Below are 25,439 nucleotides of genomic sequence, written 5' to 3'. Positions count from 1 at the left end.
ATATCAGCTTGTCTGTTTTGAGTGGTCGTAGGCTATCAAAAGCTTTTAGACGTAGCGTTATCAGTAATCATCATGACTCAGAAAATATTAAGCGATCGCTACGAAGTTCAACAGGAATTAGGAAAAAAGTCTGGGCGGCGGACGCTATTAGCCCGTGATTTGGTAACTCAAGAACTTGTAGTTGTGAAGTTACTTTCCTTTGGTGGTGACTTTGAATGGGATGATCTCAAGCTGTTTGAGCGAGAAGCTGAAACTTTAAAATCTTTATCGCATCCCTTTATTCCTCGCTATTTAGATTATTTTGAGCTAAATACACCTACTATTAATGGATTTGCTCTAGTACAAACTTATATCTCAGCACAAACTTTAGAGCAATATTTAAAAGCTGGGCAGATATTTACAGAAGCAGAAGTTAAGCAGATAGCCAAAGCGCTTTTAGAAATTCTCTGTTACTTGCATGGACTACATCCACCCGTAATTCACCGTGATATTAAGCCCAGCAATATTTTATTAGGCGATCGCTCTGGTAATAGCGTCGGTCAAGTTTATTTGGTGGATTTTGGCTCAGTACAAACTGTTTTGGCGACTGAAGGCTCTACTCGTACTATAGTGGGAACCTACGGTTATATGCCACCAGAACAATTTGGTGGGCGTACTGTCCCAGCTTCGGATCTTTACAGTTTAGGGGCGACATTAATTTATTTGGTAACGGGTATCCAGCCAGCAGATTTACCCCAAAAAGATTTTCGCATTCAGTTTGAGCAAGCAGCGAATCTCAGCCCCAGCTTCACTAATTGGTTGCAATGGTTAATTGAACCTAACTTAGAAAAGCGTGCTAGTTCTGCCTTAGAAGCGCTCAAAGCCTTAGAAAAACCGGAAATTCCCCATGCTTTGGCTTTAACTACTGCGAAACCACCTGGGAGCAAAATTCAACTAACTAAACATCGAGATGCCTTAGAAATTATTATTCCGCCTACTGGCTGGCAACCATCAATGATCTTCTTAGGTACGTTTGCGATCGCCTGGAATTCATTTATTCTCTTTTGGACAATTAACGCACTCGCCGCCCCTTTTCCTGTCAACCTCCCCTTTGCTTTGTTCTCTCTGCCTTTTTGGGGTGCAGGCGGCTTGATGATGTATGGTTTTATATTTAGCCTTTGGGGAAGCATCCGCTTACACCTTGATCGGCAAAAAATTACTTTAACTTACAATTTATTAGGATTTAAATCCCATCGCCCTCAGCCATCACCCAGAGAAAATATTACTAAGTTAGTTTATACGCCGCAGCATTTTACTAAAGACTCAGAAGGTACCCGCACTCAAGTTCCTGCTCAATTAGATATCTGGGCTGGTGTCCAAAAATATCAAATTGGCGGTAACGATAGTATTAAATCGGATGCAGAACTAGAATGGTTAGCCCATGAATTAAGCGATTGGTTAGGCATAGAAATTAGTAAACAATAGGAAATTATTTTCTGCTGAAACCCCATCCTGCTTATACCAGAACTCGAACAAAAACTCCTTCAGCTTTCTCCCAACCAGAAACTGTATATTATCCAAATTTTGGTTCAAAGCCTGACTACAAATAACACTAACCCAGAGCAACCAAGCAAACTCTCAGAATTTTTCCGCCAATCCCCTTTTGCTGAAGTGATTAAAGAAATCGACATCTAAAACAAATAATCTAAACCTTAATTTATGGCTCTAATAAGTGAATTTCTACAAGCGGAGTTATTACTTTTCCAACCCAGATATTGTTTATTTTTGTTGATTCATTCCACTGATAAAAATCTTTGATACTTTCATGAGATTCATTATATTTAAACCGAAATTGATATATTCCCGGATACAGTGGACGGAAAATATAAATATCTTCAGATGGAAATGGTATATTCAACGTCAACTTGCGTTCACGCTTTTTCTTTCGGTTTTGTATCCAAAAAAGAAAGCTATCACGATAAAAAGTTACTGCCTCTCCTGGAATTAGTAGTACATAATCAGATTCAATTCGTTTACTAAGTCGTTCAGAGTGTAAACCTGTTAACATGACTTGACCGTCTGGTGCGATCATTTCTGGAAACATCGAATAAAAATGGTATGGGAAGTATAAGGGTGTTTGTCTATTATTGATAATCCGAATACCAAGCCTTACAAGAGTATAAACACCACGCTTTACTTCTGGAATGGTTAATTCCCTATCTGATACTACAGTTTCAAACGTAACGTTATCCACTTCAACAGTCTTAATCTTATTCGATTCAAAAAATGTCATGTTAGCTTTTTAATTCCAGACTGAAATAAAAGCAATTCTATAGTTTTATAAGAATTTACGCTTGTTATATAAATGATAGGAAAAATATATCTTTAGTATTGTCCATAAATAGTGCGAGTTTATTAGATGAGATTGAGGCTAAACAATATTTCTTCTCCACCTACCCAACTACTCTCATCTCTTACTACTCTATGATTTAATTAAGTATCCTTGAGAGGAAGCCTATATGTTATTTGGACTTGGATGGCCAGAAGTTGCCATTATTGTGATAGTCGCTGTGGTAATTTTTGGCCCCAAAAAAATCCCCGAATTGGGAAGTGCGCTGGGTAAAACTCTACGGGGTTTTAAGGAGGAAATTAAAGGTTCTAGTGCGGATAATAACTCAGACCAAGACCAGTAATCGGCAAAATTGGCAGCATAGCAAAGGTCAATGGTAGAGATACGAGCGATCGCATCTCTACTATTGACTAAAGCAGCGTGTTGATGATCGAAGAAGCCACACCATTTTGAGAATCTACAACAGTTGCGGGTGTATTTGATTGCTGTGTTTCTTCTTTGACTACGCCACGTGCGCGAATTAACTTAATAGCGCGGCTGACGCTTTCTGGTAAAACCACAACCAGACTATTTTCCGGAGCCATATCTAAGGCTTTATTAATGGCTTGGGTTTCATCGAGAATTGATTCAAAACGGCAATTCGGTTTAACTTGGGTAATGCCTTTAGTAATCAACTCTGAGGCAGAACCTCTGGGACGGCCCCTGGTATCATCATCTTCTTTGACAATGATGTAATCAAAAATATCGGCTGCTAATCTGCCCAAGGTAACAAAATCTTCGTCACGGCGATCGCCAGGGCCCCCAACTACACCAATGCGCTGTCCAGAAGTCCAGTTGCGGACGAAAGCACCCACAGCTTCGTAACTAGCTGGGTTGTGAGCATAGTCTACCAAAGCATGGTAGTTGCCTAAATTAAATAAATTCATCCGTCCTGGCGTTTGACTCACAGAAGCACGGAATGTCTTTAAACCAGCGCGAATCTGCTCAATCGAGACATTCTGCACAAAGGCTGCCAAACTAGCTGCTAAGGCGTTAGCAATCATAAATGGCGCACGCCCACCCATTGTCAAGGGGATAGCTTCTGCTCTTTCGATGCGATGTGTCCAATCGCCTTTGACGATTGAAAGATAATTATTTTCATAAACAGCCGCTACTCCACCCTTTTGAATGTGCTTCCGCACCAATTCTGAATCAGGGTTCATGGTGAAGTAAGCAATATTCGCTTTGGTTTTTTCCGCCATCGCCGCTACGCGATAATCGTCAGCATTAAGTACGGCATAACCATCAGGGAATACAGCTTCTGCAACTACACTCTTGAGGTTAGCTAACTGATCGATGGTATCTATATCACCTATACCTAAATGGTCGGCAGCAACATTTAATACCACACCAACATTTGCGGCTTCAAACCCCAAGCCAGAACGCAGAATACCCCCTCGCGCACTTTCTAATACTGCTACCTCTACGGTGGGGTCTTGTAGTATTAAATGAGCGCTCTGCGGCCCAGTATTATCACCAGCCTCTACTAAATAATCACCAATATAAGTTCCATCTGTAGTTGTATAACCTACTACTTTGCCTGTTTGCTTGTAGATATGTGCTAACAGTCTTGTAGTAGTGGTTTTACCATTAGTGCCCGTAACGCTCAGAATCGGAATGCGGCTGGATTGTTCGTTGGGGAACAGCATATCCATCACTGCGCCAGCAACGTTGCGGGGAATGCCTTGGCTAGGTGCAACGTGCATTCTAAAGCCTGGGGCAGCGTTAACTTCCACAATTACGCCATCTACTTCCCTTAAGGGGCGACTAATATCGGTGGTGACAATATCTAGTCCCGCGATATCCAACCCAATAGTTTTGACTACTCTTTGTGCTAGCCAAACATTTTCCGGGTGGATTTCATCAGTACGATCTACAGCACAGCCTCCTGTACTTAAGTTAGCTGTTGCTCTGAGATAACAAATTGTACCTTTGGGAAGCACGCTATTTAGGGTATAACCTTGCCTTTCTAAAAGCTGGTAGCTAGTCCGGTCAAGTTCAATCTTGGTGAGCACATTATCATGTCCCTCGCCGCGATTGGGGTCTTGGTTTGTTTCCTCAATTAGTTCCGCAATGCTAGATCTACCATTACCCACTACATGAGCTGGTACACGTTCGGCGACTGCGACGACCTTGCCATCTACCACCAATACCCGATGATCGCGTCCGACGTAATACCTCTCGACAATAACTGAGCGGGAAACCTGTCTGGCGGCTTCATAGGCTGCCTCTGCTTCTTCCCAGGTTCTAATATCAATGGTGATACCCCGTCCGTGATTACCATCCAAAGGCTTAATAACTATGGGATAACCACCAACATATTCAATAGCTTCTTCCAAATCGTCCAAGAAGTTTATGACTGTACCTTTAGGCACTGGTACACCAGCAGCAGAGAGGATACGTTTGGTAGCTTCTTTATCGCAAGCTAGTTCTACTCCCAAAATGCCCGTGTTGTCGGTCATGGTTGCTTGCATCCGCTTTTGGTTCACGCCATAACCTAGCTGAATCAAAAAGCGCGCCCCCAGAGCCATCCAGGGAATACCTCGTTTTTCTGCTTCTTTGACGATCGCTTCTGTAGAGGGCCCCAAAGACGCATCTCGCCAGAAGTCTTTTAAGTCTTGGATATCTTGCTCTAGCTCTGCTTTGGGATAGCGACCGCGATCTACAATACTTTGGCACAAGCGCACAGCAGCTCGTCCCGCGTAGCGTCCCGCTTCCTCATTCAGGTACTCAATTACTACCTGGTAAATGCCTGGTGTAGCAGTTTCGCGGGTGCGACCAAAGCCTACATGCATTCCAGCTAGTTCTTGCAGTTCTAAAGCTACATGTTCGACGATATGGCCCATCATGGTGCCTTCTCGCACCCGCATTAAAAAACCACCACGACAGCCAGGGGAGCAATAGTGGCCCTCCAGACTTGGCAGCGCCTCAACTAATCCTTCGTAAAAACCAGGGATTTCATTCGAGGGCTTCTCGGCTAGGTTTTCTAAATCGAGTCGCATGACGATCAACTTGTGGCGTCGAATGCTCCAGTAGTTTGGGCCGCGTAAGGTCTGGATCTTGAGGATTCTCATGGGAATAGGTAGATGGAGATTCGGAACCAATATTCTAGTTTCTTACTGATTTTGATCGCTAAACTGTTTATGGTGAACAGTTTTTTCTTTTTAGATAGGATTCAAGTGATTTTTCTACAGTAAGAAATAAATCAGCGATCAACTCAGTGTAACCTCAGATACTCTATTCCGTCAGCTGGAGATCCGGTGTACAGCAGGCAATACAGTCCGCTGGTACAGGTGAAAACGATCGCCATAGCTGAGGATATGTAAACGTAAATTATGTATTGTTAGGGGTTCGTTGGCACCTACATGGGGTTCATTGGTATGAGTTACCTCCGTGGGATCAACTATAGTCACACTACCTTTACCCATCACTTGTAACCAACCATCACGTTCAAACACCGCACAAGTATCTTCATCAATGCCAATACCTAGGCGATCGGGGTGAGCGGCGATCGCGCTAATTAAGCGCCCCATGCGATTACGGTTGTGAAAGTGTTGGTCTACAATCACTTCGGGAATAAATCCTAAACCAGTTGCCATATCGACCAGAGAACGGTTTGGGGTTTCCCCACTACCGCCGCCAGCAATCATGTGATGTCCCATCACTGCTGCCCCTGCACTTGTGCCTGCTAAGGTAAGCTGCCCTGATCTGACTCGCTGTCGGACAATGTCCATCACTGGGGTATCTGCCAATACACCACAGAGACGTAATTGATCCCCTCCTGTTAAAAATACGCCACTACAGGCTTCTAAGGATGCTTTAATATGCGAGGCTTCGCACTGTTCCCGTTCGCGAATATCTAAAATTTCAACCTTTTCAGCACCCATTTCTTCAAATATCCGAATGTACCGACCACCGATGATGGCAGGTTCTCGGGAGGCAGATGGAATAATTGTAATATATGCCTTGCTAGCACCAGCACGGCCAAAAAAAGTTCTGAGGATATCGCGGCCATGAACTTTGTCTTCTGCGCCTCCGATAACCAGAACGGCGGTTTTAGTTGCTTGGGGTGTCCTCATTTCCAGCGATTTAGCTTGTAATTGCGGCATTATGTTTCTCCTGTCAACAACTTCAGGAACCATCGCCTGGGATGGGTTTCCAAGGCACTCCGTTGGGCGGCTTTGCCGACTTGAAGGAAGTGCCGTCGGCTTGTGGCGAATGGCGTGTGAATATAACAAGGTTCAGTAGCCTGATGATTTTCACGCTTTGCTTTTTGGGGAGGACACTTTTGTGAAATTTGGATTGGCATAAGCCTTCTTGCCAACTTCTCGCTTGATCCAAACAATGCCTCAGTTTTCCTATGTCCCTTATCCTCTAAAGCCAGCGCCTTGTTGTTTACCTGTCCACTTTTGCTAGTTTGGCAAAATAGTGCGAGTAGGGCTAAGTGGAGGCTACGCTGCGCCCTAGAGTTGGGCGAGCAGGTTTTGACAAGCTGTTTTCTGAGGCTGGCTCGATGCATCCTGGAAGTTGTTAACTTGGACAGATTATTAATTTAAATGTAGTTGTGACAATATTTAAACATAAATTAAGTAATTAGAAAAACTTTTGATCTCACGAAAGAGCTTAGTTTTCTGGTACTTTTAGTTACTATTGACAAACCTTATCTGTAGCTTTAGCAGACATTACCTTGTTGTTGTTCTTCGACATTCAAATTTAAGATTAGTGTTCTTGAATACGAATAACTGTGCGCTTTGATATAGTTACGCTTTTTCCTGACTGTTTTACCTCTGTTTTAAATTCCGGATTGCTGGCTAAAGCCTTAGCCAAGCAGATTGCTCAAGTCAATCTGATTAATCCTCGGGATTTCACCACTGACAAGCACCGAAAAGTAGACGATGAACCCTATGGCGGTGGAGTGGGGATGCTAATGAAGCCAGAACCCATTTTTGCCGCTGTAGAGTCGCTGCCGATTCTACCGCAAAGAGAGGTAATTTTGATGAGTCCTCAAGGACAAACCATCAATCAACCACTTTTACGTGAATTAGCCACAAATTATAACCAATTAATTGTGATTTGCGGGCATTACGAAGGAGTTGACGATCGCGTTCTCAATTTAGTTACCCGGGAAGTCTCTTTAGGAGATTTTATTCTCACAGGTGGCGAAATTCCCGCAATGGCTTTGCTCAATGGCGTTGTGAGACTTTTACCCGGAACTGTCGGCAAGGTAGAGTCATTGACAGCAGAGAGTTTTGAGGAAGGTTTATTAGACTATCCCCAATACACCCGCCCAGCAAATTTTCGCGGCTGGAAAGTGCCGGATGTCTTACTCTCAGGAAATCATGCTGCAATCGCCAAGTGGCGTTACGAACAACAAATCCAAAGAACAAGCGATCGCCGCCCAGATTTACTGGAAAAATGGCAGCAACAGAGGGGAAATGGGGAACTCGGGGCCCCCTCTGGGGATAAGGGGCAATGGGGACTGGGGACTGGGGATAAGGGAGCAGAGGAAGCAGGGGAGCAGAGGAAGCAAGGAGAGTAACTATGCTATTAATCCCAACTTCCTGTTCTTTGTTCCCTGTGAGCAAACGCCCAATGACAAATGACAAATGACAAACGACAAATGACAAACATTCGTATTGGTAACGGCTACGATATTCATCGACTAGTAAGCGATCGCGCTTTGATTTTGGGAGGAGTGAAAATTCCCCATGAACTAGGTTTACTGGGACATAGTGATGCTGATGTCCTCACCCATGCGATTATGGATGCCATGTTAGGCGCACTATCTTTAGGGGATATTGGGCATTATTTTCCGCCTACAGATCCCAAATGGGCAGGAGCAGATAGTTTAGAGCTATTAAGCCAAGTACATCAGCTAATTCGCGATCGCGGTTGGCAAATTGGCAATATTGATTCTGTAGTAGTCGCAGAACGTCCAAAATTGAAACCTCATATTGAGACAATGCGCGACAAGTTAGCGGCTGTTTTAGAACTGCAACCAAATCAAGTTGGTATTAAAGCTACTACCAACGAAAAATTAGGCCCAGTAGGGCGTGAAGAAGGTATATGCGCTTATGCTGTTGTGTTGTTAGTCACTGCTAATTAACGGAAATTTATATTTAGGAGTAGTCAATAGCTAGCATAGGAATATGCAAGCTATAGCGGCATCAATAAATTATTAATCTATTTGGGAGATGAGGACAATGGAAGCTGCACAATTTCAAATTCCTAATTATGTTGCTGATATTATTGTCCTCGACAAGGATGAACAAATTGTTTTATTAGTTGAAGTTAAAAGTACAGAGGTAGAAGGGAAAGTTGCCAAACAGCAAGCTATTACACAACTAAATTCATATCTGCAAAATGAAATTAAAAATAATCATTTATTTTTAGTTGATGAAATGTTTCTCATGTTGGTTAATCTCAGAGATATTGAGATTTTTAAATGGAATGGTAAAAATTTGTCTGAATCTTTAATCGCAATTAAAACTGCTAATATACTTAGTCATTACGATCCTGAATTTAGCGACAGAAAAATCTTGGGTCTATATTTAGAAACCCTTGTAGAAGCTTGGTTGAGAGACTTAGCATATCATTGGAAATCAGAAATGCCACCAGCATCAGACAATTTGGCAGCAATAGGTTTATTGCAAAAACTACAAGGAGGAACTACTCAGAAAATTTAGTAGCAATAGAATTATTGCAAAAAGCTACAAGTAGTAATTGCTCATTCAGGAGGAATTTCTTATTCTCAGGTAAATCTTGATGGTAATACTTTACGTTGAAACTAACTTTTTGATGGCAATTGCAAAAAGGCAAGATTTAGAGGCAGAAAATCTATTATGTTCCTTACCTTCATCCATTCGGATAGTTATCCCAAACTTTTGTTATGTTGAAGCCCTGAATAGGTGGGAAACAGAAAAATATTATGTACAAGAATTTGAAAAAAATATTGATAAACAGATAAATAACTCAAAACGAGATTTAACCTCTTCTAATGCTCAAATTTTCTTGGCTCACTTAGAACAGGCACGTATCTGGAATCAATTGTTACTCAACGATATTCAGATTCGTCTTTTTAATGCTATAGATATGCTTCTGCAAAAGGCAGAGGTGATAAATTTAAACAATACAATAATTCGTAATATTTCCCAAGCAGTAATTACACAGCCAGAAACATTACTTATTAAACAAGATATTATGGATAACTTAATTTTGCAGTCTATTATTCATCATGCAAATTTGTATCCTAGAGAAAGCAAGGTATTTTTAAGCGGTAATAGCAAAGACTTTGGTAAACCAGAAATTAGAAATATCTTGCATAATTATGGAATCAAGTATTTAAATAATACTCAAAAGTTTCTAGATTGGCTCAATTCCCAAAATACTTAGACTTACTATTCAATGATTAAAATTATGCTATTCGCTAACATATGGTCTACAATAAGACGCTTGTGGCTACTAATAATAATCGCCATAGTAACAGGCTTGACAGTAGCTGCTTGTAATCCATCGAATTTTAAAACAAATGCGGCTCAAGTTCCCCAATTAGTAACTAGTATTCTTAGCGATCCTAAAACATTTAACTTTGCTCTCAGTTCCGAGTCACCGAATATTTTTGGACTTACTTATGAAGGTTTAATTACTGAAAGTTACGAGACGGGAAAGGTAGAGCCTGCTTTAGCAGAATCCTGGCAAATTTCTGAGGATAAATTAAAAATAGTTTTTACCCTGCGAGATAATCTTAAATGGTCTGATGGGCAACCACTAACAGTAGATGATGTAGTGTTTACCTATAATGAAATTTATCTGAATGAAGCCATTCCTACAGATGCCAGAGATGGTATGAGAATTGGCGAAAGTCGTAAGCTACCAACTGTCAGAAAAATTGATAATCGTCGGGTGGAATTTTCTGTTCCAGAACCGTTTGCGCCTTTTTTACGTAGTGCTACAGGTTACCCAATTTTACCAGCCCATGCATTGAGAGAATCAGTAACTACAAAAGACCAAGAAGGTAAACCAAAGTTTCTATCAAAGTGGAGTGTAGATACACCTCCAGCTCAACTGATTGTCAACGGGCCTTTTAAATTAGAAAGATATGATACTAGCCAACGGATAGTTTTTCGACGTAATCCCTATTATTGGCGCAAAGATGCTCAAGGTAAAGCCCAACCTTATATTGAAAGAATAATTTGGCAAATTGTTGAATCCACAGATACATCTTTACTGCAATTCCGTTCTGGTGGGTTAGATACTGTTGGTGTGTCACCAGAATACTTTTCGTTGTTAAAAGTACAAGAAGACCAGGGTAATTTCAAGATATATAATGGCGGGCCTGGTTCTGGTACAACTTTTATACTCTTCAACTTAAATAAGGGTTCTAGAGATGGTAAACCTCTCATAGATCCTATAAAATCACGTTGGTTTAATACTGTAGAGTTTCGGCAAGCAGTAGCCTATGCCATTGATCGACAAACAATGATCAACAATACATTTCGTGGCTTAGGTCAACCTCAAAATTCACCTATTTCTGTACAAAGTCCTTATTATCTTTCACCGCAAGAAGGGTTAAAAGTCTATAATTACAATATAGATAAAGCCAAGCAGTTGTTACTCAAAGCTGGCTTTAAATACAACGAAAAAAATCAGCTAATCGATTCTCAAGGTAACAATGTACGCTTCACTTTGCTGACGAATGCAGGTAATAAGATTCGCGAAGCAGTGGGCTCGCAAATTAAACGAGATTTGAGCAAAATTGGGATTACAGTAGACTTCACGCCACTGGCATGGAATACATACACAGATAAACTTTCTAATTCATTAGATTGGGAAGCTTCTTTATTAGGTTTAACAGGTGGTTTAGAACCAAATGATGGTGCTAACGTCTGGTCTCCGGAAGGGGGATTACATATGTTTAATCAAAAACCCCAAGCTGGACAAAAACCAATTAAAGGTTGGGAAGTAGCACCTTGGGAAGCAGAAATTGGTGAACTTTACATCAAAGCAGCTAGAGAATTAGACGAACCCAAACGCAAAGCAATTTACGCTGAGACTCAACGAATTACTCAGGAGAATTTACCATTTATTTACTTGGTGAATGCCTATTCAATGTCAGCAGTGCGTAATCGCTTTGAAGGTATTAAATACTCTGGACTTGGTGGCGCATTCTGGAACATTCATGAAATCAAAATTGTAGATTAGTCATTGATTATTGGTCATTTGTGATTTGTTTCCAACTCATGATCAATGACCGATAAAAAAACTTTGCGATGCCTGCGGCGGGCGTAGCCATCGCTCTAGTGGGGTGCGTTGTCATACAGCGCACCCTACCTCATGACAAATGATAAATAACAAAAGACCAAGGAGAACATCACAAATGGCTAATGAGAAAGCTTTGCGATCGCTCTTAGAAGCAGTGGCTCATGGTAACGTTACCCCAGATAGAGCATTAGACTCTCTCAAAGACTTAGCCTATGAACAAGTAGGTGATTTTGCCAAAATCGATCACCATCGCAGTTTAAGAACTGGGTTCCCAGAAGTAATTTGGGGACTAGGCAAAACTCCAGATCAGATTGTTCAAATTATGGAAGTGATGCGTCACCGCAATCCGGTAGTGATGGCTACTCGGATTGAACCAGCAGTTTATGCTGTACTGCAATCGAAAGTTAGAGGTTTGCGATATTACGAAATGGCGCGGATTGCTGCTATTACTCCCGATGAACTCGAACCACAGTTTGAGGGTGTCATTGGTATTTTGTCGGCGGGAACTGCTGATTTACCCATTGCAGAAGAAGCCGCAGTTACAGCCGAACTTGCTGGTTTTCGGGTATTGCGTCTCTGGGATGTTGGTGTTGCTGGTATTCACCGCTTGTTGAATAATCGCCACCTGATTGAGTCAGCATCAGTATTAATTGTTGTCGCGGGTATGGAAGGCGCATTACCTAGCGTGGTTGCAGGTTTAGCCAATTGTCCTGTAATTGCTGTTCCCACCAGCATCGGCTACGGTGCCAGTTTTGGTGGACTAGCACCACTCTTAACAATGCTCAACTCTTGTGCCCCAGGAATCGGCGTAGTCAATATTGATAATGGCTTTGGTGCAGCAGTTTTAGCAGGGCAAATTTTGCGAACAGCCCAAAAGTTGAAATTTGAGGGATAAGTGGCAATTTATGGGGCATTGGGCATTGGGCATTGGGCATTGGGCATGGGTAATTGGTAATTGGTAATTGGTAATTGGTAATTGGTGATTGGTAATTGGTGATTGGTAATTGGTAATTGGCGTTTGGTGTCCGTTATTTGTTCACCTTTTCCCCCTTCCCCCTTCCCCTTTCCCCTTATCCCCAGTCCCCAGTCCCCAGTCCCCAATCCCCTTCACTGGACATTACCCTAACTAGAGGTTATGACATAAAAGTCTTCTCGATCACACAGTATGAATTACTTCAGTGATTTACTATCTGAGTTATTTTGGCGTTTGCCTGTGAGTTCTACGCTAGCTCAAAACGTTACCGATCCAGATGTTTTGGGACAGATGCAGCATGGTTGGAATCACTTTGTCAAGACAGGCCAAATTTGGGCGTTGTTGATTGGTTTGGTCATTGGCTATATGATTCGGAATCTAACTAGTTACGGTTGATTAATCCTCAAGTCCGTACCTAAATTAATCTCAGCACTGAAGCTAGGATTAGTTCAGGTTAGGACTTTTGTGGTTTTAATTAGCACGTAAGTGGTACGTTCCCACCCTTTACGTTTATGACCGAACAACAAACTTGGAGCCAGCGATTTGAATCAGCGTTACATCCCGCGATCGCACGTTTTAATGCCAGTATAAGTTTCGATATTGAGTTAATCGAATACGATATTACTGGCTCTCAAGCTCATGCCAAAATGCTAGCTCATACTGGTATCATTTCCCCAGCAGAAGGAGAGCAACTAGTTGCAGGTTTAGAACAGGTTCGCCAAGAATATCGCCAAGGAAAGTTTCAGCCGGGTATTGATGCTGAAGATGTCCACTTTGCTGTGGAACGGCGATTAACAGAGATTGTTGGCGATGTGGGTAAAAAATTACATACTGCGCGATCGCGTAATGACCAAGTTGGCACTGATACTAGGCTCTATCTGCGTGAACAAATCCAACAAATCAAGAGCCAATTACGAGAATTTCAAGCAGTTTTACTAAATATAGCCGAAAAAAACGTTGAAACCCTAATTCCTGGCTATACGCACCTGCAACGCGCCCAACCCCTGAGTTTAGCGCATCATCTCTTGGCATACTTTCAGATGACGCAACGTGATTGGGAACGCCTAGGAGATGTTTATCGCCGGGTGAATATTTCACCTTTAGGGTGTGGTGCTTTAGCAGGAACGACTTTCCCCATCGATCGCCACTACACAGCAGAACTATTGAATTTTGAGCAGATTTATGCTAACAGCCTTGATGGTGTGAGCGATCGCGATTTTGCGATCGAATTTCTCTGTGCTGCTAGTTTAATTATGGTTCACCTCAGTCGTCTTTCAGAAGAGGTGATTCTTTGGTCATCAGAGGAATTTCGTTTTGTGACTCTCAAAGATACCTGTGCTACAGGTTCCAGCATCATGCCCCAAAAGAAAAACCCTGATGTGCCAGAACTTGTCAGAGGAAAAACAGGGCGTGTATTTGGTCATCTGCAAGGGATGCTGGTGATTATGAAGGGGCTACCCTTGGCATATAACAAAGATTTACAAGAAGACAAAGAAGGTTTATTTGATAGCGTCAACACAGTGAAAGCTTGCCTAGAAGCGATGACAATTTTGCTGCGGGAGGGCTTAGAATTTCGTCCTCAACGTTTAGCAGAAGCAGTCGCAGAAGACTTTTCTAATGCTACAGATGTAGCAGATTACTTAGCTGCAAGAGGTGTACCTTTCCGTGAAGCCTATAACATGGTGGGTAAAGTGGTAAAAACCAGCATTGCCGCAGGTAAACTCCTCAAAGATTTAACTTTAGAAGAATGGCAACAAATCCATCCAGCATTTGCAGCCGATATTTATGAGGCAATCTCGCCTCGTCAAGTAGTCGCTGCACGTAACAGTTACGGTGGTACAGGCTTTACCCAAGTCCGCAACGCCATCCAAGCCGCCCGCGCGCAAATGGCGGAATAGGGACTGGGGACTGGGGAACTCGGTGCCCCCTCTGGGGATAAGGGGCAATGGGGATTGGGGAACTCGGTGCCCCCTCTGGGGATAAGGGTAATGGGAATCAATACTTGTCGGTTAAGGGCAAAAGGGGAAGGGGAAAAGGAGCAAGAAAAAACCTTTAACCTTTACCCTTTCACCTTTTCCCCAAACTAAATTCCGATTTGAAAATCCTTAACCGAGCAGTATTTTAATGGGAATAAGTAAAAAAAATCCAAACCCCAAACCCCAAACCCTAATAAATAAGGGCGTACAAAGTTATGTACGCCCAAAATTACAAAATTCACAGAGCAAGAATATTGTTAGATGACTTACTCAGCATCAATTGCTGCTGCGCCCTCATCGTCCTCACTCTTAGGTGGTCTTTGTTGGAACCTTCTCTGCATTCTTCCTGTAGTAGTTCGTTTACGAAACTTTCTGGCATATGCCTGGTTCCGTAGCGCCTTTTCTTTTTTCGGGTTACGGCGCTTAGCCATGTTCACCTCATTAAATAAACAACAAAAAAAAGCCACTAGGCCATATCAGCTACCGTTGTTATTGATATAATTTTAGCCCAGTCTAGCCATTCACAAAGCTTGAACAGCATATCATTATAGCGTATTTAACATATTTAAGTCAAATTAAATATTAAATATTTTTTTAACAAATCAGAATTTGCGTTTAAATCATCCTTGAGAGGTATGCCTAATTGTCTTTACTCAAGTATTGCCTTCACAAAATTTTTTTCTGCGTCAGGGTTTTAGGATTTCAAAATTAAATTTGATTGAACTCCAGAGGCAGGAAAACCAGGTCTACTGACAATTTTTTCTCTACTTGATAAATATAATTAGTATTTATGAACTATAGGACTCATATTTGATTTTTGAAAAAACCTAAGTACACTTTTATTTCTTCTTCCCTGTTCCCCGTTCCCTGTTCCCTGTTCCCTCCCTACGCAAATAATTTCAGGAATCAAAGCGGATTCCTATAGAATTCAGCAGTATATTTTCTGAAAGTTAAATTTATCAAATTCTAGAGGACGGAACATATATATTTATCATTGTCAAGAGTTTATTATTTGTGATTTTAAATGATAAATACAGATAAAAGCAAAAAAGTTAAAACATCTTTTTCATGATTTTTTGTATAAATGTACACGTTGATATATTTAAACGTAATGTTAGGATTGAGTAAATGCTAGAATAAAATCTCAAACCATCAACATAGCTGTATAATACATAACTCAATAAATTGATATTTAGACATCTATGTTAAGTGGTGAGAACTAAATAGCATACAATAAAAACATTTGCAGATTGAACGTTCTTGCTTTGTTTACGATAGCTATCAAGTCCACACGTAACTTATGGCGCATTGGACAAACAGTACTGGGTCTGATATTTCGCCATCCCATTACTGGTACCAGCATTATCCCGATTTTACCTGATGGTCGGATTGTGCTGATTCGGAGAAGTGACAATGGCCGATGGAGTTTGCCTGGAGGTATGGTGGACTGGGGAGAAGATATTCCTAGTACAGTTCGCCGGGAATTACAAGAAGAAACTGGACTAGATTTGGTGAAAATTCGCCGATTGGTAGGAGTTTATTCTTCGCCAACCAGAGATCCGAGAATTCATTCAATTTGTATTGCTGTGGAAGCAGAAGTACAAGGAAAAATGGAGGTTCAGGATACTTTGGAAGTCACAGATATCCAAGCGTTTTCTCCTGACTCTCTACCTCTAGAACCAATGTCTCATGACCATCATCAGCAGTTGCAAGACTATTTGAATGGTTTGACAATAGTGGCATAACAAGATTTTGTTTGTCATTAGTCATTAGTTTTTTGCTAAATTTTGTTCCCTATAACTAATGGCTATGAACTGTTGGCTAAATTATGCTACAACTTAAAGCGGTTTACACTTGAGTGTAATGAGAATTTCGGTGTTGCGGGGACAGTTCTCTGTTCTCAATTTTTTCATGCCAAAATTTAGTTACATCATCAAGTGATAATTGCTATAACTTTTAAAATTTAAGATGGATACGTTATTTCGTAACTCCCGGAGAAAACTCTCGCAAGGATTATTATTTTGGCGAGAAGCAGGTCAAGGTATTCCGGTAATTTTATTACATGGTGCATGGAACGATAGCAGTCAATGGGTACCATTGATAGATTTGTTATCTGATAATTTCCATTGCTTGGCACCAGATTTACTAGGATTTGGAGAATCAGATAATCCCAATATTCATTACTCTATTGATTTGCAAGTAGAATGTTTAGCTGAGTTTTTAACAGCCTTAAAGTTAGAAAAAGTATTTTTAGTCGGCCATTCTCTTGGAGGTTGGATTGCTACTAGCTATGCGTTAAAGCATCCAGAACAAGTTCATGGTTTAGTGCTGCTATCACCAGAAGGTGTAAAAATAGAAAAACAAGAAAAGCAATGGCAGAGGATGCAGCGCGTAGCAAAATTATCACCATTTATATTTAAAGTATTAAAACTGCTGAGTCCGTTAATTAAAATTGTGGGCTTGCAGGAAAAAGTTCAACAATATTTGCAGCTACGTAATTTAATGTTGCAATATCCGACAGGTTGCCAATTGTTATTTGATCGAAAACCCCCAGAGGTTGAAGCAGAATTACTGCAAAATCAATTGTCCTTAATTGAATTTCCGGTTTTAATCTTACAAGGTGGAAAAGATACGGCAGAAGCCATTGCTAAAAGTCAAATTTATGCTCAATCGCTGCCTAACTCTGAGTTTAAAATGGTTGCTCATGCTGGCAATGATTTACCAGAATCTTGTGTTGGGGTAATAGCTGAAGATATTAGGGAATATATTAAGAAATAAGCTGTTACGCATTTAAGTTGCATAATTACCCAGAGTCAAATATAACCCTTTATTCCGCATTTATTAAGTGAGTGTTGCTCAATTAGTCACTGTTTCAATTATTCTTCTGCTTGTAGCCACTGCTGTAGCATTGCTATCGCGTTGGTTACGCGTTTCTTATGTTGCAGGTTTAGTTCTAGCTGGTTTAGCGTTGACAGAACTTTTACCACAGCGTATAGGTTTAAACGATTCCCTGATTTTAAATTTATTTCTGCCGATTCTAGTATTCGAGGCAGCTATTAATACTGATATTAGCCGCCTCCGTAGCACTATAAAGCCCATTTCTTTATTAGCTGGGCCAGGAATTGTAATTGCTTCTGGTGTTACAGCTGCACTTTTAAAATGGGGATTGGGGTTAAATTGGACAGCTGCACTACTAGCAGGCGTAATTTTGGCAATTACAGACACAGTATCGGTGATTGCTGTATTTAAGGAGGTGCTTGTCCCTTCGCGCTTGTCAACCATTGTTGAGGGCGAGAGTTTATTTAATGATGGTGTAGCACTTGTTTTATTTAGCTTAATTGTCAAAGCGCATGAGGCTGGTTCACTCACATTTCTTGCAGGACTACAAGAATTATTTGTGGTGGTTGTTGGTGGCAGCTTAGTAGGGTTAGCTGTGGGATATTTAAGTACAGGTTTATTTGTCCGTGCAGACGAACCACTGAGTAGTATTTTGCTCACAGTAGCTGTAGCATTAGGTGCTTTTCAACTAGGGCAATCTTTTAGCGTTTCTGGGGTTGTGGCTGTAGTTGTTGCTGGCTTAATTGTCGGCAGTGTAGGTCTTTCAGGTAAAGTATCGGCTTCTACAAGGTTGACCTTACTAAGCTTTTGGGAATCTATAGCTTTTGGTGTTAATAGCTTTATTTTTTTATTAATTGGTATAGAAGTTAACTTAACAACTCTTTGGCAAATCTTACCTGCTGTACTATTAGCGATCGCAGCTTATCAAATAGCACGCATAGTTTCTGTTTATCCACTCTTAGCTATAGTACGTTGGTTTGACCGTCCAGTACCTTGGCGCTGGCAACATGTTCTGTTTTTTGGCAATATTAAGGGTTCGCTGTCGATGGCGTTGGCGTTGAGTATCCCCGTCACAATCCCAGGACGAGAACAGCTGATTGCTATAGTCTTTGGTACAGTATTGCTGTCTGTTGTTGGGCAAGGAGTAAGTTTACCGTGGTTAGTCAAGCGGTTGCAACTGTCTCAAGTATCAGCAACTCGTCAACAGGTTGAAGAATTACAAGCGCAATTAATTACAGCTAAAGCAGCACAGGATGAATTAGATACTTTATTCAAAACAGGGGTATTACCAAAAGCTGTTCATGAAGAGATGCGTGCAGCTTATCAAGTGCAAGTAGCAAGTGCAGAAAAAACATTACGAGAATTATATAATCGTCGTGCGGATGATTTAGAGGAAAAAAGAGGTAGCTCTAGTAAACTTGATGCTATTCGCCGTCGATTACTTTTAGCAGAAAAAGCGGCACTCAATCAGGCTATTCGTCAGCGAATTCTCTCAGAAGAAATAGTTTATGAACGCTTGAAGAAACTTGATGAGCAATTGCTGCAATTGGAGGATGATTGAGTTTGGTAATTGGTAATTGGTAATTGGTAATTATCAAAGTCTAGTAGGGTGTGTGACGGCTATGTAAGGATTTGGGACTTAGAGACAATTAGATTTAGCTGTAATGCACCATCCATGATTTATAAATAGCCTCTTTTTTTATTAATATTTTCATTGGAGAAAATCATAAATTTATTTGGAAGAGGTGACTGGGGAGTTTCTTAAGTTTTTAATTACCTTACCTTGGCTTACAAAAGAAACTCCTTGCTGAAATTCAGTTGCAATCATTACTGCTTCGACTATTGGCTCAGAAATTATTTTTGAGGATACCCACTCTACAATAAAATTTGCTCCTGAACCGCCACTAGTATCTGTTCTGTTGACAAAAAAATCAGTGGAACCAAGAGCATTAATTTGTATAGGTTTATCTAAATAATTTTTAATTAATTTACCATCGGAATCATAGTAACGAACAGAAGTAATAATTATGGGATTATTTAAATCTGTATTCCGAATACTTAATGTGGCTGCTAAATCTAAAACTTTCCGTTCATCGTTATGATAAATATGGGAATAAATAGGGACATAAATAGTTTGACCCATTGCTATTTTAAAATTTTTATCTAAAGTAACTACTTGTTGCGATATTTGTGATGAAGTAGTTGTGGATGGCGATTTTGCTTGACTATCTGGCGATGTGCAAGATACTAAAAAAATCAAAGCAAATACTATATAAAAGCGTGGGTAAAGCTTCATTGTAAGGATGAATTAAAAAGAGGAATAAATCGGTTGTAAATCAGCTTGAAATCCTTACCAATGAATGACTAAGGGAAAATGACAGCCTCAGCCAGTTATTTTTAATTTCGCCGTACTACTTACAACCTTCCATAAAGTCTATGACTTGATGCAATGAGCCTGGTTTAGTGACAACTAAAACTGTTGAACCAGGTTCTAAAATTGTACTACCGTTAGGAATTGTTAAATCTTCGAGGGGATGGGCTTGATAGCCAATAATTAAAGAACCCGTAGGAAAGCGAGAATCTTGAGCAATTTCGGCAAGGCTACGATTTGCAACATAGCAATTGTTGGGAATGGAAAGTTTTAAAACTTCAATTTGTCCTTGCTCAAAATGCATCATTGATTCTACTAGTGGGTATTCAATAGCATTTACCATTGTGGAAACCGCTAGTTCCACAGTGCTGATAATATGATTAGCCCCCGCTAAACGAAAAGGTTCAGCGAAATCGGAATGACGCATCCGAGTCACAATATGAGGAACACCGTAATGTTTAGCAAGAGTTACCATCGCTAAGTTCAAAGCATCACTTCGCAGCACAGCAACTAAGGCGTTGGCTTTTCGTATTCCAGCTTCTAATAAAATTTGCGTACTCACGGCGCTACCTTCAAAAGCCATTGCGCCCACCTGTTCACGTGCGTAGCGACAAGCATTAGGATCAATGTCAATTACAGCTACGGTATGTCCTAGTTCTACCAATTTCTGCGCCAAGCTCAATCCTACTAAACCAGATCCACCAATTAGCACGTACATAGTTGCTATTTGCTACTGTTTGACTCTTACTTTACAGAAAGTCGGCGGGAAAGACTACTGCCGACATGGGGCATGGGGCATTGGGCATGGGGCATTGGGCATTGATATTCTTTCCCGTCTCTGAATGAGTTTAACAAATGTAGCTTTAAGGGATTCTGACTATTTTTTCTATGCCCCAAAAAATCAGGTTGGGTTCTACAGTCAAACGAGATGCGATCGCAGGATATAAGGCTTGCAGATAATTTAATAGTATGGTGCGATCGCCTCCTTTAATCGCAATCTTACCTTCCGGAAATAATTGCCACCAATTCTCTATAAAATCTTTTATTCCCGCCAAAATTGTGTAAATCACACCGCTTTGTATGGCTTCTGTGGTATTTAACGCAAACCGTGGCGGGAGAGATGCAATTGCTTGCGTTTTTATTAAAGGTAATTGTCCGGTTTTCTGACCAAGGGAGGTAAATTGCAAGCCTAATCCTGGTAAAATCGCACCCCCAACTAAACATTCTTCCGCATCCGCAGCCGTAAAAGTTAGTGCAGTACCCGCATCAATTACCAGCATGGGAAATCCCCAAGTTTTACCCGCACCCCACAAAGCTAAGGCGCGGTCAATTCCTAATGTGGGATAAAGCCCTTTGAGAAGTATCTGGTCTAAGGTGATTACTCGGACATTGGGGTAACTTTGCCAAAGTACTGTTTGACTGGGAACAACAGAGGCGATGGCGAGGGGGAGAGGGTAGGGGGATGAGGGGGATGAGGGGGATGTGTATTTTTCCTGGGGTGCTTTTTTGTAAATGGGGGGGAAAACTTCTAGTGGTAAATCATCCAGGGTTTGGCATTGTGCTAACTGCTGTATGACTGACTCAGATAAATACTCAGTATCCCAAGTATAGTCAAGCTTTGAGCCGAAAAATAATGCCCAATGTAGCCGGGAATTACCAATTTCCAAGGCTAGCCAAATATTATTTTTTTTAATCACTTATCACACCAATATTTATAAAAACATATTATTTCCAAATACCCCATGCCCAATGCCCTATGACGGCAGTTGCTACAACGGGGGGAACCCCAACGGACAGTTTGCTCAAGTCGGGAAACCCGCCCACGCAACTGTCCTCCGCAACGCACTGCCTCCCCCATGCCCAATTTAAATTTCTTAAGTTATCTATAGATTTTTTAATAAAAATTAACATTCAACACGTGTAACAATAGAATTAGAGGAAAATATACTCATTGTGTTAAGGAAGGGAGTTATGGTAGCGCTCACCGAAAGAATAGAAAAAAGGCTCACCATACAAACTGTAGAAATTGCTGCAGATACTACGGCAATTCGCTCTTTGGATTGGGATCGCGATCGCTTCGATATTGAATTTGGTCTGCAAAATGGTACGACCTATAACTCATTTCTGATTCGCGGTGAGCAGACTGCTTTAGTTGATACTTCCCATGAAAAGTTTCGTCAGCTGTATTTTGACACGCTGACGGGGCTAATTAATCCGAAGGAGATTGATTATTTAATTGTGAGCCACACTGAGCCTGACCATAGCGGCTTGGTGAAAGATTTATTACAAATGGCTCCTGATATTACTGTAGTCGCCTCGAAAGTGGCGATTCAATTTTTAGAAGACTTAGTACATCAGCCATTTAAACGCCGGATTGTGAAAAATGGCGATCGCTTAGATATTGGTAATGGTCATGAATTTGAATTTGTGATTGCGCCAAATCTTCACTGGCCGGATACTATCTTCAGTTTTGACCACCAAACCCAAATTCTCTACACCTGCGATGCTTTTGGGATGCACTATTGCACCGAAAGCACCTTTGATGATGATTTAAAAGCGATTGAACCAGATTTTAAATATTACTACGAATGCCTAATGGGGCCGAATGCGCGGTCAGTGCTGTCAGCCTTGAAGCGCATGGGCGAACTACCAAGTGTGGGGATGATTGCGACTGGTCACGGGCCGTTACTATCTCATCATGTAGAGGAATTAACTCGACGCTACCGCACGTGGAGTCAAACCCAAGCCAAGCCAGAAACGGTAATCGGAATATTTTACGTTTCCGAATATGGCTATAGCGATCGCCTAGCCCAAGCAATTGCTAATGGTATCGGCAAAGTAGGGGTAGCTGTAGAATGGGTAGACTTGGGTTCAGGCATTGATTTACAAGAATTGCGAGAATTGGTAGGTCGTTGCGCGGGACTAGTGGTAGGTGTACCGCCAGTTTCTAGCAGTCCTAACATCCAAGCAGCCGTGAGTACCGTTTTAGGATCTGTCAAAGAAAAACAAGGTATCGGCGTATTTGAAACTGGTGGTGGCGACGACGAACCGATAGATCCATTATTAAGTAAATTCCGTAACTTAGGGCTGACAACAGCTTTCCCAGAAATTCGCATCAAACAAAACCCCACCGAAAACACCTACAAGCAATGCGAAGAAGCGGGTACAGACTTAGCCCAATGGGTAACACGCGATCGCAGTATTAAAGCGATGAAATCTCTGGGTGCTGATTTAGACAAAGCACTCGGTAGACTTAGCGGTGGCTTATATATCATCACCGCCAGAAAAGGCGATGTTTCGAGCGCCATGTTAGCCTCTTGGGTAGCCCAAGCCAGCTTCAAACCACTAGGATTTTCCATCGCAGTCGCCAAAGACAGGGCGATTGAATCACTCATGCAAGTAGGCGATCGCTTTGTACTTAACGTCCTAGAAGAAGGTAATTATCAAACATTGATGAAGCACTTTTTAAAACGATTCGCCCCTGGTGCAGATCGTTTTGAAGGAGTCAAAACTCAGCCAGCCGAAAACGGCGCACCCATCCTCACCGATGCTTTGGCATATATAGAGTGCGAAGTCAAAAGCCGCATGGATTGCGGCGATCACTGGGCAGTTTACAGCACCGTCTACGCCGGACGAGTATCTAACCCAGAAGCCTTAACTGCCGTACATCACCGTAAAGTTGGTAACCATTATTAGGGACTGGGGACTGGGGATTGGGGACTGGGTACTAGGAAGTAGCAACGCAAAAGAGAAATAAAAAATGCCCATTACCCATTACCCCTTACCCATTAGCCATTACCCATTACCCATTACCCAATCATGCCTACAAATAAACCTCGTGACGTTCAAGTTTACCCCATAGCTACCGATACTACCGTACTGCGATCGCGCAGTTGGTCAAGGTTAAGGTTTGAAATCGAATATGCTTTGGCTAAGGGTACTACTGCTAATTCTTATGTGATTCAAGGCGATAAACTTGCCCTGATTGACCCACCTGGAGAAACTTTTACAGAAATCTATTTAAAGGCTTTGCAGGAAAGATTTGATGTTGAAACCATTGAATATGTAATTTTAGGTCACGTCAATCCCAACCGCGCCGCTACTTTAAAGGCTTTGCTGGAAGTTGCACCGCAAATTACCTTTGTCTGTTCTAATCCAGGGGCGATCAATTTACGTGGGGCCCTGGAAAACCAAGACCTAAAAATTCTGGTGATGCGGGGGGAAGAAACCCTGAATTTAGGTAAGGGTCACGATTTGCAATTTATTCCTACTCCCAACCCCCGCTATGCAGACCTCCTCTGCACCTACGACCCTCAAACGGAAATTCTTTACACAGATAAGTTCTTTGGGGCGCATATTTGTGGCGATCAAGTCTTTGATGAAGGTTGGGAATCGATTAACGAAGACCGCCGCTATTATTTTGATTGCTTAATGGCTCCCCATGCGCGCCAAGTAGAAACAGCATTAGATAAACTGGCTGATTTTCCAGCGAGAATTTACGCCACCGGACATGGGCCTTTGGTGCGTTATGCGCTGATTGAACTTACCAAAGCTTACCGCGAATGGAGTCAGCAACAAACCACTGCTGACTTGACAGTAGCCTTAATTTATGCATCAGCATACGGGAATACAGCCACCTTAGCCCAAGCGATCGCACGGGGAATTACCAAAGCTGGTGTCGCTGTTGAATCAATTAATTGCGAATTCACCGATCCAGAAGATATCCGTGCTGCTGTCGAGAAATCTGCTGGCTTTGTCATTGGTTCGCCTACTCTTGGTGGTCATGCACCCACACCCGTACAAACAGCCTTGGGGATTGTACTCTCCACCGCTACCACCAATAAACTGGCTGGGGTATTTGGTTCTTTTGGCTGGAGTGGTGAAGCAGTCGATTTAATTGAAGATAAACTCAAAGACGCAGGTTATCGTTTTGGTTTTGACACCATCCGCGTGAAGTTTAAACCCGACGATCCTACCTTGCAATTGTGCGAAGAAGCCGGAACAGACTTCGCGCAAGCATTGAAGAAAGCAAGAAAAGTGCGATCGCAAAGTGTCCCTGCTACCAATGTAGAACAAGCTGTAGGCAGAATAATTGGTTCTTTGTGTATCGTTACAGCCAAGCAAGGAGATATATCCAGTGCCATGTTAGCCTCTTGGGTTGCTCAAGCCAGCTTTAGTCCCCCTGGGTTAACCATCGCCGTTGCTAAAGACCGCGCTGTCGAAACTTTGACCCACACAGGAAATAAATTTGTGCTGAATATCCTCAAAGAAGGAAATCATTTAGGTTTGATGAAACACTTTCTCAAACCCTTTGGCCCAGCACAAGACAGATTTGCAGGTGTCGCCACTGAAGAATCTGAAAATGGTTCTCCGATTCTGAATGATGCTTTGGCATATTTAGAGTGTTCCGTCAAAAATCGGCTAGAATCTGGCGATCATTGGCTCGTTTATGCAACCGTCGAGAATGGCAAAGTCCTCAATCAAGATGGTGTCACAGCAGTGCATCATCGTAAGTCGGGAACCCATTATTAAGTAAAAGGAACAGGAATTTTAAATTTTGAATTCCCCTTCAGGGGTCATACAGTTCAGTTAAGTCATACCATTTTGAAAAAAGAACACGACAGATTGGTAGTAGGGCACGGCATCCACAAT

Annotated in this window: 24 protein-coding genes; 15 read left to right on the top strand and 9 right to left on the bottom strand. The window is 41.7% G+C overall.

Going from position 1 to position 25,439, the window contains the following annotated elements; genetic code table 11:
• Positions 1-72: 72 nt before the first annotated feature.
• Positions 73-1,464 carry a serine/threonine protein kinase gene (locus HG267_RS23550; RefSeq protein ID WP_045868238.1) on the top strand — a complete coding sequence of 464 codons (1,392 nt, stop codon included), beginning with the start codon at positions 73-75 and terminating at the stop codon, positions 1,462-1,464.
• 232 nt (positions 1,465-1,696) lie between these two features.
• Here the strand turns inward: HG267_RS23550 and HG267_RS23545 are convergent, their stop codons facing one another.
• The gene (locus HG267_RS23545; RefSeq protein WP_045868237.1) at positions 1,697-2,272 is read right to left on the bottom strand and encodes a hypothetical protein; all 576 of its coding nucleotides are present in this window, start codon (positions 2,270-2,272) and stop codon (positions 1,697-1,699) included.
• A gap of 226 nt (positions 2,273-2,498) precedes the next feature.
• Between HG267_RS23545 and tatA the strand changes: the two genes are divergently transcribed.
• Positions 2,499-2,672 (top strand): twin-arginine translocase TatA/TatE family subunit, encoded by a 174-nt coding sequence (gene tatA, locus HG267_RS23540; RefSeq protein WP_045868236.1) that lies wholly within the window; start codon positions 2,499-2,501, stop codon positions 2,670-2,672.
• A 67-nt stretch (positions 2,673-2,739) separates the two neighbouring features.
• Here the strand turns inward: tatA and cphA are convergent, their stop codons facing one another.
• The 3 genes from cphA to HG267_RS23525 form a co-directional block, all read right to left on the bottom strand.
• Positions 2,740-5,442, bottom strand: coding sequence for a cyanophycin synthetase (cphA, locus tag HG267_RS23535; protein WP_071989343.1), 2,703 nt, complete (start codon positions 5,440-5,442; stop codon positions 2,740-2,742).
• 171 nt (positions 5,443-5,613) lie between these two features.
• Positions 5,614-6,477 (bottom strand): cyanophycinase, encoded by an 864-nt coding sequence (locus HG267_RS23530; protein ID WP_045868234.1) that lies wholly within the window; start codon positions 6,475-6,477, stop codon positions 5,614-5,616.
• Positions 6,477-6,677, bottom strand: coding sequence for a hypothetical protein (locus HG267_RS23525; protein ID WP_155538986.1), 201 nt, complete (start codon positions 6,675-6,677; stop codon positions 6,477-6,479). The genes HG267_RS23530 and HG267_RS23525 overlap by 1 nt, the downstream gene beginning before the upstream one ends.
• Before the next feature lie 435 nt (positions 6,678-7,112).
• Between HG267_RS23525 and trmD the strand changes: the two genes are divergently transcribed.
• The 6 genes from trmD to larB all read left to right on the top strand — a co-directional run bounded on the left by trmD (position 7,113) and on the right by larB (position 12,524).
• Entirely contained in the window at positions 7,113-7,907 is a 795-nt protein-coding gene (gene trmD, locus HG267_RS23520; RefSeq protein ID WP_081583893.1) for a tRNA (guanosine(37)-N1)-methyltransferase TrmD, read from the top strand.
• Positions 7,908-7,988: 81 nt separating this feature from the next.
• The gene (gene ispF / locus HG267_RS23515) at positions 7,989-8,474 is read left to right on the top strand and encodes a 2-C-methyl-D-erythritol 2,4-cyclodiphosphate synthase (RefSeq protein ID WP_045868890.1); all 486 of its coding nucleotides are present in this window, start codon (positions 7,989-7,991) and stop codon (positions 8,472-8,474) included.
• A gap of 97 nt (positions 8,475-8,571) precedes the next feature.
• Positions 8,572-9,054, top strand: coding sequence for a type I restriction enzyme HsdR N-terminal domain-containing protein (locus tag HG267_RS23510; protein ID WP_045868232.1), 483 nt, complete (start codon positions 8,572-8,574; stop codon positions 9,052-9,054).
• Positions 9,055-9,133: 79 nt separating this feature from the next.
• A complete protein-coding gene (locus HG267_RS23505) occupies positions 9,134-9,760 on the top strand; it encodes a PIN domain-containing protein (RefSeq protein ID WP_052335064.1) in 627 nt (208 codons plus the stop codon).
• Between the two features lie 24 nt (positions 9,761-9,784).
• Positions 9,785-11,569 carry an ABC transporter substrate-binding protein gene (locus tag HG267_RS23500; protein WP_045868888.1) on the top strand — a complete coding sequence of 595 codons (1,785 nt, stop codon included), beginning with the start codon at positions 9,785-9,787 and terminating at the stop codon, positions 11,567-11,569.
• 175 nt (positions 11,570-11,744) lie between these two features.
• Positions 11,745-12,524, top strand: a complete 780-nt coding sequence (gene larB / locus HG267_RS23495; RefSeq protein WP_045868231.1) for a nickel pincer cofactor biosynthesis protein LarB — start codon at positions 11,745-11,747, stop codon at positions 12,522-12,524.
• Between the two features lie 8 nt (positions 12,525-12,532).
• Here larB and HG267_RS23490 read toward each other — a convergent pair whose 3' ends face one another.
• Positions 12,533-12,730 (bottom strand): hypothetical protein, encoded by a 198-nt coding sequence (locus tag HG267_RS23490; protein WP_155538985.1) that lies wholly within the window; start codon positions 12,728-12,730, stop codon positions 12,533-12,535.
• A gap of 64 nt (positions 12,731-12,794) precedes the next feature.
• Here HG267_RS23490 and HG267_RS23485 point away from each other — a divergent pair, with 64 nt between their 5' ends.
• The gene (locus tag HG267_RS23485) at positions 12,795-12,998 is read left to right on the top strand and encodes a hypothetical protein (RefSeq protein ID WP_045868230.1); all 204 of its coding nucleotides are present in this window, start codon (positions 12,795-12,797) and stop codon (positions 12,996-12,998) included.
• Positions 12,999-13,114: 116 nt separating this feature from the next.
• Positions 13,115-14,500, top strand: a complete 1,386-nt coding sequence (argH, locus tag HG267_RS23480; protein WP_045868229.1) for an argininosuccinate lyase — start codon at positions 13,115-13,117, stop codon at positions 14,498-14,500.
• Between the two features lie 344 nt (positions 14,501-14,844).
• On the opposite strand, the gene HG267_RS23475 is transcribed toward argH, so the two are convergent.
• A complete protein-coding gene (locus tag HG267_RS23475; RefSeq protein WP_168160929.1) occupies positions 14,845-15,009 on the bottom strand; it encodes a hypothetical protein in 165 nt (54 codons plus the stop codon).
• Positions 15,010-15,828: 819 nt separating this feature from the next.
• Here HG267_RS23475 and HG267_RS23470 point away from each other — a divergent pair.
• The 3 genes from HG267_RS23470 (at position 15,829) to HG267_RS23460 (ending at position 18,977) form a co-directional block, all read left to right on the top strand.
• Positions 15,829-16,323 carry an NUDIX hydrolase gene (locus HG267_RS23470; protein ID WP_045868228.1) on the top strand — a complete coding sequence of 165 codons (495 nt, stop codon included), beginning with the start codon at positions 15,829-15,831 and terminating at the stop codon, positions 16,321-16,323.
• A 223-nt stretch (positions 16,324-16,546) separates the two neighbouring features.
• Positions 16,547-17,356, top strand: coding sequence for an alpha/beta fold hydrolase (locus tag HG267_RS23465; RefSeq protein WP_045868227.1), 810 nt, complete (start codon positions 16,547-16,549; stop codon positions 17,354-17,356).
• A 67-nt stretch (positions 17,357-17,423) separates the two neighbouring features.
• Positions 17,424-18,977, top strand: a complete 1,554-nt coding sequence (locus HG267_RS23460; RefSeq protein ID WP_045868226.1) for a Na+/H+ antiporter — start codon at positions 17,424-17,426, stop codon at positions 18,975-18,977.
• A gap of 171 nt (positions 18,978-19,148) precedes the next feature.
• Here HG267_RS23460 and HG267_RS23455 read toward each other — a convergent pair whose 3' ends face one another.
• The 3 genes from HG267_RS23455 to HG267_RS23445 form a co-directional block, all read right to left on the bottom strand.
• On the bottom strand, positions 19,149-19,712 hold the full coding sequence (locus tag HG267_RS23455) for a DUF3124 domain-containing protein (protein ID WP_045868225.1): 564 nt from the start codon (positions 19,710-19,712) through the stop codon (positions 19,149-19,151).
• A 115-nt stretch (positions 19,713-19,827) separates the two neighbouring features.
• Positions 19,828-20,505 (bottom strand): potassium channel family protein, encoded by a 678-nt coding sequence (locus HG267_RS23450; protein ID WP_045868224.1) that lies wholly within the window; start codon positions 20,503-20,505, stop codon positions 19,828-19,830.
• 145 nt (positions 20,506-20,650) lie between these two features.
• Positions 20,651-21,481: a pantothenate kinase gene (locus tag HG267_RS23445; RefSeq protein ID WP_096622181.1), complete on the bottom strand. Its 831-nt coding sequence runs from the start codon at positions 21,479-21,481 to the stop codon at positions 20,651-20,653.
• A gap of 277 nt (positions 21,482-21,758) precedes the next feature.
• On the opposite strand from HG267_RS23445, the gene HG267_RS23440 reads away from it, so the two are divergent.
• Together HG267_RS23440 and HG267_RS23435 are read left to right on the top strand one after the other, a co-directional pair.
• Positions 21,759-23,483, top strand: a complete 1,725-nt coding sequence (locus HG267_RS23440) for a diflavin flavoprotein (RefSeq protein ID WP_045868222.1) — start codon at positions 21,759-21,761, stop codon at positions 23,481-23,483.
• A 123-nt stretch (positions 23,484-23,606) separates the two neighbouring features.
• Complete coding sequence (locus HG267_RS23435) at positions 23,607-25,319, top strand: diflavin flavoprotein (protein WP_045868221.1); 1,713 nt, start codon at positions 23,607-23,609, stop codon at positions 25,317-25,319.
• Positions 25,320-25,439 lie beyond the last annotated feature (120 nt).

The sequence above is a fragment of the Tolypothrix sp. PCC 7601 genome, assembly GCF_025677855.1.
GTDB lineage: Bacteria > Cyanobacteriota > Cyanobacteriia > Cyanobacteriales > Nostocaceae > Aulosira > Aulosira diplosiphon.
This window is presented reverse-complemented; position numbering and strand designations above follow the sequence as displayed.